This window comes from Roseovarius litorisediminis, from assembly GCF_900172295.1.
In the GTDB taxonomy this organism is placed as follows: Bacteria; Pseudomonadota; Alphaproteobacteria; order Rhodobacterales; family Rhodobacteraceae; genus Roseovarius; species Roseovarius litorisediminis.
The window spans coordinates 26,435-39,989 of record NZ_FWFL01000004.1 but is presented as its reverse complement, the minus strand read 5'-3'; the positions used below and the strand labels follow the sequence as shown (position 1 = coordinate 39,989).

General features: G+C 57.5%; 8 protein-coding genes. 5 read left to right on the top strand and 3 right to left on the bottom strand.

Annotated elements, in window-relative coordinates; all coding sequences use genetic code 11:
• Positions 1-76 precede the first annotated feature (76 nt).
• Complete coding sequence (locus PEL8287_RS08695) at positions 77-1,897, top strand: ABCB family ABC transporter ATP-binding protein/permease (protein ID WP_085892012.1); 1,821 nt, start codon at positions 77-79, stop codon at positions 1,895-1,897.
• A gap of 21 nt (positions 1,898-1,918) precedes the next feature.
• Here PEL8287_RS08695 and PEL8287_RS08690 read toward each other — a convergent pair whose 3' ends face one another.
• Both PEL8287_RS08690 and PEL8287_RS08685 read right to left on the bottom strand, forming a co-directional pair.
• Positions 1,919-5,710 carry an efflux RND transporter permease subunit gene (locus PEL8287_RS08690; protein ID WP_085892011.1) on the bottom strand — a complete coding sequence of 1,264 codons (3,792 nt, stop codon included), beginning with the start codon at positions 5,708-5,710 and terminating at the stop codon, positions 1,919-1,921.
• On the bottom strand, positions 5,707-6,948 hold the full coding sequence (locus tag PEL8287_RS08685) for an efflux RND transporter periplasmic adaptor subunit (protein WP_085892010.1): 1,242 nt from the start codon (positions 6,946-6,948) through the stop codon (positions 5,707-5,709). Before PEL8287_RS08685 ends, PEL8287_RS08690 begins: the two co-directional genes overlap by 4 nt.
• Before the next feature lie 211 nt (positions 6,949-7,159).
• Between PEL8287_RS08685 and PEL8287_RS08680 the strand changes: the two genes are divergently transcribed.
• From PEL8287_RS08680 to PEL8287_RS08665, 4 genes are all read left to right on the top strand, one after another.
• Entirely contained in the window at positions 7,160-7,825 is a 666-nt protein-coding gene (locus PEL8287_RS08680) for a tetratricopeptide repeat protein (RefSeq protein ID WP_085892009.1), read from the top strand.
• Positions 7,826-7,883: 58 nt separating this feature from the next.
• Complete coding sequence (locus PEL8287_RS08675) at positions 7,884-9,215, top strand: PQQ-like beta-propeller repeat protein (protein WP_503167647.1); 1,332 nt, start codon at positions 7,884-7,886, stop codon at positions 9,213-9,215.
• 50 nt (positions 9,216-9,265) lie between these two features.
• Positions 9,266-10,723 carry a ribosome biogenesis GTPase Der gene (der, locus tag PEL8287_RS08670; protein ID WP_085892007.1) on the top strand — a complete coding sequence of 486 codons (1,458 nt, stop codon included), beginning with the start codon at positions 9,266-9,268 and terminating at the stop codon, positions 10,721-10,723.
• A gap of 112 nt (positions 10,724-10,835) precedes the next feature.
• A complete protein-coding gene (locus tag PEL8287_RS08665; protein WP_085892006.1) occupies positions 10,836-11,966 on the top strand; it encodes a T6SS phospholipase effector Tle1-like catalytic domain-containing protein in 1,131 nt (376 codons plus the stop codon).
• Here PEL8287_RS08665 and serS read toward each other — a convergent pair.
• Positions 11,963-13,255, bottom strand: a complete 1,293-nt coding sequence (gene serS / locus PEL8287_RS08660) for a serine--tRNA ligase (protein ID WP_085892005.1) — start codon at positions 13,253-13,255, stop codon at positions 11,963-11,965. The genes PEL8287_RS08665 and serS overlap by 4 nt on opposite strands.
• Positions 13,256-13,555: the final 300 nt, after the last annotated feature.

Sequence of the window (13,555 nt, the reverse complement as noted above, 5' to 3'; positions counted from 1 at the left end):
GCTTTCGTGGCCAAGGCTGGCAATCCCGGTCTGTGCGCCCTATCTGTGGGCGACGTGAATTGACCAGGATGCCTTGATGCGCCGTTCCAGCCTGACCACTACTGAAATGCCCAAAGACGGCTGGCGTACGATACGGCGCGTGGCGCCTTATCTTTGGCCCGACGGGCAAGCTTGGGTGAAACGCCGTGTGATATTTGCCCTGATCGCGCTGTTCGTCGCCAAACTGGTCGCTGTTGGCACACCGCTTTTTTACAAAGCAGCGGTTGATGCACTGGCGGGCGAAGGCCAGAACGCCGCCTGGATGCTGTCCTTCGGTGCGATCGGACTGACTGTGGCCTACGGGGTGGCGCGCCTTATGAACGTGGGCTTTCAGCAGCTGCGCGATGTCATCTTTGCCCGGGTTGGCCAACGCGCGCTGCGTTCGCTTGCGCTGGAAACATTCACCCATATCCATCGCATGTCGATGCGCTATCACATTACCCGCAAAACCGGTGGCCTGAGTCGAATCGTCGAAAGGGGCGTGAAAGGTGTGGATTTCCTGCTGCGCTTTTTGCTGTTTTCGATCGGCCCGTTGGTTTTGGAACTGTTGATGATCGGCGTGGTGCTGTGGGCGCTGTTTGATTTCTGGTACCTGGCTGTCGTCATGGGCGTGATTGCCGCCTACGTCGCCTTTACTTTCAAGGTGACCGAATGGCGGGTGAAATTGCGCAAGCAGATGAACGATCAGGATACTGACGCCAATCAAAAAGCCATCGACAGCCTGCTGAACTTCGAAACTGTAAAGTATTTCGGCGCCGAGGGCCGCGAGGCCGCCCGGTATGATGCCGCGATGGAGGGGTATGAAACTGCTGCGTTGCAAACTTCCTATTCTCTGGCGTTTCTGAATTTTGGTCAGTCTGTGCTGATCACCAGCGGTTTGGTGATTGTCATGGTCATGGCCGCCGTAGGTGTTCAGGGAGGCCAGTTGACGGTGGGCGACTTTGTCATGGTGAACGCCTATATGATCCAGATTACCATGCCGTTGAACTTTCTGGGCACGGTTTATCGTGAAATCCGTCAGGCCTTGGTGGATATGGGGGAAATGTTCGATTTGTTAGAGCAATCACCAGATGTGGTTGATAAATCTGATGCAAAAGTTCTTAATGTGAAATCAGGCTCTGTGCGTTTTCAGGATGTTTTCTTTGGCTATGATGTTGAGCGACCCATTCTTAAAGGTGTGACTCTGGATATTCCCGCCGGACAAACAGTGGCTGTTGTTGGCCCGTCGGGATCGGGTAAATCTACCATCGGCCGGCTACTTTTTCGATTCTATGATGTGCAGTCGGGTGCCGTGATGATCGACGGGCAGGATCTGCGCGATGTCACTCAGAAAAGCCTGCACGACGCCATCGGCGTGGTGCCGCAGGATACCGTGCTGTTCAATGACACAATCGGCTACAATATCGCCTATGGCCGCGATGGGGCTACCCAAGCCCAGATTGAAGGCGCGGCCCGTGCGGCCCAGATTCACGATTTTATCCAGCAACTGCCCGATGGTTACGACACCCAAGTGGGTGAACGCGGGTTGAAACTGTCAGGCGGCGAAAAACAACGTGTGGGCATTGCCCGAACGCTGCTGAAAAACCCGCCCATCCTGTTGCTTGATGAAGCGACCAGCGCCCTGGACACCGAGACCGAGCGCGACATTCAGGGTGCCCTTGCGGTTGCAGGCGAAGGGCGCACAGTGATTACGATCGCGCACCGTTTGTCCACGGTGGCCGATGCGGACAGGATCGTGGTGCTTGAAGAGGGCAGGATCGCCGAAGAGGGGACCCATTCTGAGCTTCTGGCCCGTGATGGCCGCTATGCCGGGCTTTGGCAGAAACAGGCGAGCGAGCGCGACGAGGCCGCTGCCTGATATGTTCATTCTCCTGCGGAATTACTCTGCTGCGCGCAGGGGTTTGCCATCTGTAGGTAGTTGCGCATCCTTATCTCGGTGCTTCAGAATGCGCTTTATGTCGTCTGCCTCGGGTTCGTCGTCTTCGACAACATAACCCTTATCCCGATCGCGTTCGTCGTCCCAAAGAATTTCAGGCGCTTCGATGCGCCGCGCTGCCCGGGTGAGGGCCCAGTCACGCGCCGCGCGGCTGCTGGCGCCCATCGAGAGCTTGGCCATCAACTGCGCAATCCACTGAACGTAAGTCCCCGCCCAGATCCGCAACGCCAGCATCGACGGGGTAAAGATCAGGGTCAGCACCGTGGCGATGCCAAGGCCAAAAACAACCGCTGTCGCAAGTTGTTTCCACCACAGGGCTGTCGGGCTGTTAAAGGAATAGCCGCCATTGACGAAATCAAGGCTAAGCCCGAACATCATTGGCGCAAGTCCTGCCATCGTGGTGATTGTGGTCAGCATAACCGGGCGAATCCGAGCCTCGGCGGTGCGGGTAATTGCCTCTATCCGGGGCATGTACCGGCTGAATTCCTGATAGGTGTCGATCAAAACAATATTGTTGTTCACCACGATTCCTGCCAGTGCGACTATGCCGGTGCCGGTCATGATGATTGAAAAGGTCTGGTCCATGACCAACATCCCGATCAGAACGCCAGTGGTCGACAGGACCACTGCCATCAGCACCAGAGCCGCGTTGTATACGCTGTTGAATTGCGCCAGCAGGATAATGAACATTAGCCCAAGTGCGCCCAGAAAGGCCTTTTGCAGGAAAGCGCCGGATTCTTTCTGATCTTCGGCGTCTCCGGTCCACTCATACTCCAGCCCGGCAGGCAGAACGCCGCTGTCCAGCCATTTCGTCAATTCTTCTATTCGTTCGTTAGGAGTGACGGGAACCTCGCTTTCCTGACCTTTTTCATTGATGACGGTCCTGGTCAGCCCATCCTGAACGCCTGCTTTGATGTCGAAATACCGGGTCTGATCCACCCGGTCGATTTGCGCCAGTTTGGCCACAGGCTTGCGGGTGATAAAGTTGCTGAGCGGGATAAGCCCGTCCTCGGTCCGTACTTTCAGTGTGTCTAGAGTGCTGAGCACCCGGTCACTGGCGGGCAGGCGCACGCGGATATCGATTTCTTCGTCGCTGGACGGCACCCGCATGGTATCAAGCAAAATACCACGCGTCACGAGTTGCACCATCGCCCCCACGGTGGCCACATCGGCGCCGTAACGCCCGGCCTTTTCCACATCCACGTCAATCTGCCAGTCGATGCCGGGCAGGGGCAGGGTATCTTCGATCAGCTTCAGTCCCTGGGTTTCGTCAAACTTTGCGCGAGCCTTTTCCGTAAAGGCCTTCAGCGTTTGCCAGTCATCCCCCTTGATCCGCAGATGGACGGGTTTGGCCGAAGCCGGACCGCGGGCCTGCGACCGGATATCGATCATGATACCGGGAATTTTCTCCAGCTCGGTCGTCAACTCGTCGATGATGGTATTGCCATCCAACTCGCTGGCCTTGATCTTGCGCTGCCACAGGCCAAACAACCACGGTTCGGTGGTGTTGGCACGGTCCTCCCACGGGATGGTTTCAAACTGCACCTGACCAATGGTATCAAGCGGCGGGCCTGCGCCTCTGTCGTTGTTGGTCAGCCCGCCGTCTCCGGCAAAGGAAAACGCGGTCTGAACGCCCGGATGGGACATGACCACCTGTTCGACCTCGTCCACCAGCTTGTCTTTTTGCGCCAGCGACAGGTTACCGCGACCACGGACATAGACGATGGCCTGCTCGGGCTCGGTATCGACAAAAAACTCTGTGCCCTTGTTGTGGCCGATGAAATATATCAGCACCGAGCCGACGAGGACAAAGATCGCGCAGAACGCCATCAGCGGCGCCACCGGATTGGCCGCGATCAGATGGATGAACCAGCCAAAGAGCGAGCGGCGATACCCCGATTTCACTTTTTCCGGCCGGCTGGGCCAGATTTTTTGCCTGAGCCAGCCCAGGAAATTGGCAAACCGGCGCGGAATCGCCAGCAGGCCCAGAAGGGCGGCGACTCCGCCTGCTACCGCCAGCGCCGCCATCGCAACGATGCCCAGGGACATCACAAAGGCCGAGGCCAGAGTCGGCACGACCGATGCGAATATTTTTGACGTGTCCAGCAGGCCGAGTCTGCCTGAGACGGCCAATAACAACAGATAAGCCGCTGCCGCCCCCAAAGCCGCGGCGATCCCCGCCAAAGGAAACAGCGCGGCATGCCAGCCCCTGGCGGCCCCGGCGATCTGGTCGATCCGGCAGTTGAACCACCGCTCCATTCGACCGGTGACTCCACCCATCACCGGCAGATAGACCAATGCCACCAGCAGTGACGCACTCAGTACGAAAATCAACGTGACCGGCAACATGCCCATGAACTGCCCCGGAACCCCGGGCCAGAACAGCATCGGCAGAAAGGCACACAGCGTTGTCGCGGTCGAACTGACGACCGGCCAGAACATCCGCTTGGCGGCCTCGACATAGGCGTGCATCGGGCCGGTCCCCTCGGCAATCCGTTTGTCAGCGTATTCCACCACAACAATCGCGCCGTCCACCAGCATGCCCACTGCCAGAATAAGCCCGAACATCACGATGTTAGAAACCGCCACACCCATAATTGCCAGCAGCGCAAAGCACAGCAGGAACGAGGTGGGGATCGCAAAGCCAACCAGCAGGGCAGGGCGGACGCCAAGCGTGGCAAGAATGACGATCATCACCAACGCAATCGCCGTCAGAACCGAGCCTTCCAGCTGACTGACCATCGAAGCCACAGTGCGTGACTGATCGTTCGACGTACCGACCTGAACCGCCGCCTGCAACTTTTCAGGCCATTCCGCCTTGGCCCTGGCCACGTTCTCGCGCACCAGATTGGCGGTGTCGATGATGTTGTACCCCTTGCGCTTGACCACCTGCAGGGCGACCGTGTTTTCACCGTTGAACCGTGCGGTGCCGATCCGGTCTTCGAAGGTCAGGTTGATTTCGGCCAGATCGCCAAGTGTGACCACCCGGTCACCATTGGTCTTGACCGGCAGGTCATATATATCGCGGGTCTCGTCAAAGGACGACGGGATCTTGACCGAGAATGTGCCTTGATCGCTCTCGACCTCGCCTGCGGCAATCAACCGGTTATTATTGCGAACCACATCGATCAGTTCCGGAGCAGTAACGTTATAGGATTCAAGGCGCAGCGGGTCGATGACAACCTCGACCATCTCGTCACGATTGCCGGCGATGCCCGCCTCCAGCACAGGCTCCAGTGCCTCCAGCGTGTCCTGCAAATTTTTAGCCAGCCGCGCCATCGTGCGTTCCGGCACCGCCCCCGTCAGATTGACGATGATGATCGGGAATTCGCTGAAATTCACCTCTGTGAGGGTGTATTTCTCGGCCCCATCCGGGAAATCCGCCTCGGCGTTGTCCATCGCATCGCGCACATCTGCCAGAATTTTGGTCTTGTCCCAACCAAACTCAAACTCCAACGCGACACCGGCATAGTTTTCAGCAGCCGTGCCGGAAATTTTTTTCAGGCCGTCCAGATCGCTCAGTTCGGTCTCCATGACCTTGACCAGCAGTTTCTCGCTGTCTTCGGCAGAGATACCCGGGAACTGAACCGAAACGAAAAGAGCCGGGATCTCGATGTCTGGTTCACCTTCCTTTGGAAGGCCGACATAGGCCAGGCTGCCTGCCAGGAGAGACAGGACAATAAAGGCAATGACCATACGTGCCCGGGCAGCAGCCCAGTCAACCAGTCCTGTCATTGGCCGATCTCCTGATACGAGGCTGCTACCGGCACTCCGTCTGTTACATATTCCTGGCCAACGATGATCACATCAGCCTTTTCAGGCAGTCCAGACAGCCAGACACCATTGATTGTATCGCGCAGCAATTCGACCGGTTGAAACTGCGCGGCGTTTTCCTTTGTGACCAGACGTACACCAAGCGTGCCTTCATCGTTCAGTGTCAGGGCAGACTGTGGCAGCAGATGCGCTTTGGAACCATCCGCGCTGATTACGATCTCGGCGGTTTGCCCGTCGCGCAGCCTAAGCTTGGGGTTGGGGACTTCAATTTCGACACGAAAGGTGCGGGTGGTTTCATCGGCGGCACGTGACAGGAACGTAACATGTCCCTCTACCCGTTCACCTGACGCAAGTTTTGCCATGGCCCCGGCGCCCAGTTCGACCCGGTTTACCTGAGTCTCGGGTACAAACCCAACCAGCATGATGGGATCCAGCTGAATAACCGTGGCACAGAGCGCCCCGGGTTGCAGAAGGCTGCCCAGTTCAGCAGTGTCGGATTCCAACAACCCCTCGAAGGGGGCTGTGATGGTCAACCGCTCAATCTCTTTTTCAGCTGCAGCCACCGAGGCTTCTGCAGATTGGATGCCCGAGCGTGACGCCTCAACCCCTGTGCGCGCCGATTGTACTCCTGCCTGCGCAGAACTTACGGCGGCCCGGGTCGACGCAACCCGCGTTTCAGAAGCAAATCCTTCTTGTGACAGTTTCTCGGCTGCATTGTCGTTAAGTTGCGCTTCGGTCAGTTGGGCAAGTGCCTCCTGCAGTCGCGCTGTGGCCTCGGGCAGGCGCGCACGCGCTTCGGCAAGACGCGATTGAGCTTCAGCTAAAGTGGCGGCGCGAGTCGCCGGATCCAGAACACATAACATCTGCCCCTTTTCGACGAAGGCGCCTTTGCGTAAAGGTTCAGAGATCACCCGACCCGAAGTTTCCGCCCGAAGCTCGACCTGCCTGTCCGCTTCGGTCTGACCGCGCAAAATTACGGCGCTGTCGATTTGTCGTGCTACAGAATGTACGGCAATCACGCCAACTGAATGCGCGGTTCCTGCTTTCGATTCAGCGGTTGGCCCGGAGGTGTCTCGTGCTTCTGCCGAGGCGTTTCTTTCAGAATTCGGCGCTGTTACCAGAAACCTGTCCCGTTCGAAAATAAAGACATAGATCAGGCCCGTCACCAGAATGGCGGCAAGTATCGGAAAGATTCGCATGTCTCTACCTTCTGAACCAACCCCCCACATATTCCCAAATATGTGGGACCGCACCGGCATGTTGCAATGCCCGCATACGCTAAACTGACCGGTTCAGATTATACTTTTCCATGTGCCGCTGCAATATGAGGCCTTGATGCAACACTGACCACCTCTTGGCAGGGCCACGGCGACACGCTAAGAGGGGGCGAAAACCCAAGGGGAAACACGCGTGAGCAATACCGATAGTTTCATTGATGAGGTCACCGAAGAGGTCCGCCGCGACCGCCTGTTCCGGCTGTTCCGTCGTTACGGCTGGATTGCTGTACTGGGCGTTTTTGTACTGGTTGGTGGCGCGGCCTGGAACGAATGGCGCAAGGCGCAGGACCGGCAGGCAGCCGAAGATTTGGGTGATGCAATTCTGGCCTCACTGGAAAATGTTGATGGACCGGCGCGTGCAGCTGCATTGGAAGCAATAGAGGCCCCAAATGCAACAAGCCAAGCGGTCATTGATCTTCTGGCCTCCAGCGAAGAAGCGTCTCAGTCGCCGAAAGATGCTGCAACCCGCCTTCTCGCGCTGGCAGACCGTGACGGGGTGCCGCCAATCTATCGGCAGATCGCCACACTCAAGGCAACAAGTATCCCAGAGAGTGGCCTTGCGGTTGATGAACGCCGCGCGCGCCTGGAAGGTCTGGCGCTTTCTGGCGGTTTGACGCGACTTCTGGCCGAAGAGCAACTGGCGCTGATTGAAGTAGAGCTTGGCAATAACGATGCGGCGATCAAACGGCTGGGGCAGATCGCCACCGATGCCGAGGCCACGGCGGGCTTGCGTCGCCGTGCAACACAAGTGATTGTGGCTTTAGGCGGTGATTTGCCTGAAGTGCCGCTGAGTGAATAGAATAACCAATGCCGGGATGTGCCCGGCTTTTGGTTTGAAGGGATAAGTGGGGGCAAGAGTGTTGAAAACGAACGGACTTATCCTGGGGCTTGCAGCAATCCTGAGCCTTACTGCTTGTACCAAGAAGGAAGCGATTCTGACGGGTGAGCGCGAAAATATTCGCGATGTGCTTACAAATGCGGATGGTGCGGCAATTCAGTTGGAAAGCCAGGGCAATCTAAACCTGCCCTTGTCGTTGACAGCGGCACAGGCGAACACGGACTGGGTGCAGCGCGCAGGTTCGCCAACGACACGAAACGCTCATCCCGCGCTTGGCAGCAACCCGCAACTTGTTTGGTCTGTTAACATCGGTGCGGGCGATGGTCGCAAAAACCGCATCACTGCTGATCCGGTTGTGGCAGGCGGGCGTGTCTTCACGCTTGACGCTCAGGCTAAAGTGACTGCTGTCTCGACCTCGGGTAAGGTGCTATGGAGTCGCGATCTGACGCCGCCTAATGACTCGGGTCCTGATGCAGGGGGCGGTGGGCTGGCTTATGGCGATGGCAAGCTTTTTGTGTCTTCTGGATTTGGCCTGATGACGGCACTGGATCCTGCGACCGGTGGTGAGATCTGGCAACAGAACCTGCGCTCCACGGGAACCGGCAGCCCAACAGTGATGGACGATCTTGTCTATCTGGTGTCGGGAGACGAAATTGCGTGGGCGCTTGATACCGGTAATGGCCGCATCCGCTGGCAATTGTCGGCAACACCCGACATCAACAACGTAATGGGTGGCCCGGCACCTGCAGTTACCGATAAATATGCCGTGTTCGCCTTTGGCTCGGGTGAGTTACAGGGGGCATTCCGGAAAGGCGGCCTGCGTCTGTGGGACACTCAGGTTGCGGGGCAGCGCCCCGGGATCGCGAGTGCAAAGGTTGGCGATATTACCGGTGATCCGGTTGTTGATGGCGATAAAATCTACGTCGGAAGCCACTCTGGCCGCACGGTCGCACTTGGTCTGGGTAATGGTAAACGGTTGTGGACAGCCAACGAAGGCCCGCTTAATCCGGTCTGGCCTGCAGGTGATTCGATCTTCATGGTGTCAGACCGCAACGAGCTTTTGCGTCTGTCCGCCGAAGACGGCACGCGTATCTGGGGGCAGGAACTGCCGCTATTTACCAAAGACCGCCCGCGGAGGCAGACCGAAATTTTCGGCCACTACGGACCAATTATTGCAGGTGGCCGTCTGATTGTGGCTTCCAGCGACGGGCAGTTGCGGTTTTTCGATCCTGCTTCGGGGGCTGCGAAAGGCACTTTGCCTTTGCCGGGCGGGGCAACGACGAACCCGGTGGTCGCGGGCAATACGCTTTATGTGGTTTCGACCAAAGGGCAATTGCACGCTTTCCGTTGACGCACGCGTGGTATAACAGGACGGCTTGATCCGTTCCGGAGCCTGAAAAGATGACGTTCACCCTTGCCATCGTGGGGCGCCCCAATGTGGGTAAATCCACGCTATTCAACCGACTTGTCGGAAAACGACTGGCTTTGGTCGATGACCAGCCGGGCGTTACACGTGACCTGCGCGAAGGCGCGGCGCGCCTGGGGGACCTTCGCTTTACGGTGATCGACACCGCCGGTCTGGAAGAGGCGACAGATGAATCCCTTCAGGGGCGGATGCGAAAACTGACCGAACGTGCGGTTGATATGGCCGATATCTGCCTGTTCATGATTGATGCCCGTACCGGCGTAACTCCAACGGATGAAGTGTTCGCCGAGATCCTGCGCAAGCGTAGTGCCCATGTCATTCTTGCGGCAAACAAGGCCGAGGGTGCCGCGGCAGATGCCGGTGTGATCGAGGCATATGGTTTGGGCCTGGGAGAACCCATCCGCCTGTCGGCTGAACATGGCGAAGGTCTGAACGATCTTTATTCGCAGCTCATGCCACTGGCTGACAAGTTCGAAGAACGTGCCAGGGCTGACGCCCCGGAAACCGATGTATCACTGGAGGACGGGGAAGACGACGGGGTGCGCGTCCCAACCGCTTCAAAGCCGCTGCAGATCGCAGTGGTCGGCCGCCCGAATGCCGGGAAATCCACACTTATCAACCAATTGCTGGGCGAAGAACGTCTACTGACCGGGCCTGAGGCCGGGATTACACGCGATGCTATCTCGGTCCAGATGGATTGGGATGGGCTACCGGTACGTATTTTTGATACGGCAGGTATGCGGAAAAAGGCGCGCGTGCAGGAAAAACTTGAAAAACTTTCAGTCAGTGACGGTCTGCGGGCTGTCAAATTTGCGGAAGTTGTGATTGTGCTGCTGGATGCGGCCATTCCGTTTGAACAGCAGGATTTGCGTATCGCCGATCTGGCCGAGCGCGAAGGCCGCGCCGTGGTTGTGGCTGTCAATAAATGGGACGTGGAACCTGAAAAGCAGGCAAAACTGAGGGATCTGCGCGAAAGCTTTGAACGGCTTTTGCCGCAACTTCGCGGTGCGCCGCTGGTGACGGTTTCAGCCAAAACCGGCAAGGGGCTGGACCGCCTGCGCGCGGCGGTTGAAAAGGCCAACGATGTCTGGAACCGACGGATCACTACCGCCCAGCTTAATCGCTGGCTGACCGGTATGCTTGAACAGCATCCGCCCCCTGCGCCGGGTGGCAAAAGGATCAAACTGCGCTACATGACCCAGGCCAAAACTCGACCGCCGGGATTTGTGGTGATGTGTTCGCATCCCGACAAGATGCCCGAGAGTTATATCCGGTATCTGGTAAACGGGCTGCGCACAGACTTCGATATGCCCGGCACGCCAATCCGTCTGCATTTGCGCAGCCAATCGGACAAGAACCCCTACAAGGCGAAAAAGAAGCCGGGCTCGTCGCGCCTGCGCAAGCACCTTTCGGGTAAGCCACCGTCGAAATAGGGGCAGTTCGCGCCATCCCGAACCAACCCACGCATGTGGTGAACCTTGTCTGAACGCCCCGGATGCGGCTAGACTGACTGTATTGATCCAAGTCTTTACGTCAGGCTGCATTATGAAACGCATAGCAATTTTCTGCGATGGTACGTGGAATCGTCTTTCTGCGCCACATCCTACGCATGTAGCGCGGTTATCGCGCGCAGTTCTGCCAAGTGCGGCAGATGGCAAAACTCAGCTTGTTTATTACCAGCAGGGGGTCGGTACCGGTCGCGGCTCAAACGCAGTGGCCCGAAAGATGGACAAATGGCTTGGCGGCGCACTTGGCTGGGGTCTTGATGACAATATGGCTGAAGCCTATCGGAATCTCGTGTTCTGGTATGAACCTGGCGACGAAATCTTCATCTTTGGTTTTTCGCGCGGGGCTTACACGGCGCGCTCACTGGCGGGATTGATCCGAACTGCGGGGATTCCCCCGCGCGACCGGTTGGACCGCATCGATGACGCGGTTGATAAATACCGTCGGCGTGATAAAAATTCGGGCCCCGATACCGAAGGGGGCCGACGTTTTCGTCAGGCGTTTTCACCCCAGACGGCGACCAGCATGGAAGACCTGAAATGGCGCCAATCACAGGGCGATCAGGACAGTTCTTTTTTGCGGCTGACCTATATGGGCGTATGGGATACCGTCGGTGCCCTGGGTATGCCGGGGATATTTGGCGCAATTTCGAAGCAGGTGAATCAGAAATATGCCTTCCACGATGCTGCCCTTTCCCGATCGGTACGCGCCGCGCGCCATGCGGTTGCAATTGATGAGCGTCGACGTCTTTATCCGCCGACTTTGTGGGATAACCTGGATGGGCCAAACGGACTTAACGGAGAAGTCACAGGCACCGAGCGACCGTATCAGCAGCTTTGGTTTCCCGGTCTGCACAGTGTGGTCGGTGGAAGTGGCGTCGTGCCGCAGCTTTCTGGTTTTACTGCCGAATGGATCGTTGCAGGCGCCCGGCAAATGGGGTTGGAATTCGACGCCGAGTTGCTGAACGAAGCAATTGAAAACAAAGACGCCGCCGCTGATGCGGCGCCTATGCTGCAAAAGGCCGGGATAGGCAATCTGGGTGGCTTATGGCTGGCCGACCGGGAGGGACCGGACCGTTTGTCCGATGTTGCCCCGGTAACGCGGGAAAGGGTCACTGCCAGGCCGGATTACCGGCCCGGTGCCCTGTCGCGCGTGTTGGATAAGTTTTAAATCAGGCTGCCCTCATTGGACAGAACGGATTTGCCGCCCAGATAGGGATGCAGCACCTCGGGCAAACGCACCGAGCCGTCGGCCCGCTGCCCGTTTTCAAGTACGGCGATCAGGCAGCGACCCACTGCCAGACCCGATCCGTTCAGCGTGTGCACGAATTGCGGCTTTCCACCTGCTGTTGGCCTGAAACGAGCATTCATCCGCCGCGCCTGAAAATCGCCGCAGATAGAAACTGACGAGATCTCGCGATAGGTATCCTGTCCGGGCAGCCAGACCTCGATGTCATGCGTGCGCTTAGCGCCGAAGCCCATGTCGCCGGTACATAGCACAACCGTGCGATAAGACAGGCCCAACCGTTCAAGAATGCCTTGGGCGCATTCCGTCATCCGGTCCAGTTCGGCACGGCTTTTATCGGGGTGGGTGATACTGACCATCTCGACCTTTTCGAACTGGTGCTGGCGTAGCATGCCCGAGGTGTCACGACCTGCGCTTCCTGCCTCGGATCGGAAACATTGCGTATGAGCCACATAGCGCCGCGGCAGATAATCTTCATCCACCGTCATGCCGTTGACGATATTGGTTAGCGTCACCTCGGCCGTCGGCACCAGCCACCAGCCGTTGGTCGTCTGATAGCTGTCCTCTCCAAACTTCGGTAATTGACCGGTGCCCAGCATCATCTCTTCGCGCACCAGCACCGGAGTCCAGGTTTCGGTCAGGCCATTTTCCTCGATGTGCGTGTCAAGCATAAACTGCGCCAGCGCCCGGTGAATCCGCGCCACACCAGCCGACAGCACGACAAACCGCGAACCGCTCAACTTGGCCGCTGTTTCAAAGTCCATACCCGGCTTTACACCTTCGATGTCGAAATGCTCTTTCGGCTGGAAATCCAGCGTTGCCGGTGTGCCCCAGCGGCGAATTTCGACGTTGTCGTTTTCATCAGCCCCTTCAGGAACGTCCTCAAACGGTAGATTTGGAATGCCTGAAAGGATCTCGGTCAGTCTGAGATCCAACTCTTTCGCCTCGGTCTGCATCGCTGCCATTTCGGCCTTTTTATCGGCGACTTCGGCCCGCAAACGCTCGAATTCGGCCTCATCGCCCTTGGCCTTGGCCGATCCCACCAGTTTCGCTGCTGTATTCTGCGCTGCCTGCGCGGTTTCCGCAGCGGTAATCTTGGCCCGCCGTGCCTCATCCAACTCAAGTATAGCTTGAGCCACCGGAGCCTCGCCCCGCCGGGCGAGAGCGTCATCAAAGGCTTGGGGGTTTTCACGGATGGCACGGATGTCATGCATGCGGTGGGGTCCTTTGGTTTTCTGAGTCGTTTCGGGGCGTTATGCACCAGATTTCAAGCGGCGTGTAGGGCTGGTTTCAACGTTGGATCTGCATTCGCTTACAATAAGGCCCTGTGCGCACCGACATTGATTTTTAAGACATAAGGACTCAATTCTTTTGGCAGCGTTAACTTTGACCCAGGGTGCCCAAATCATTCCTTACAGGAACAATTCTTTTAGACATGATAGCAAATCAACCTGAATCCTTCCGATTTTCGTAAACAAGAAATCACCGGCGCAGGGCAGGCAGCCGTTTTCGCG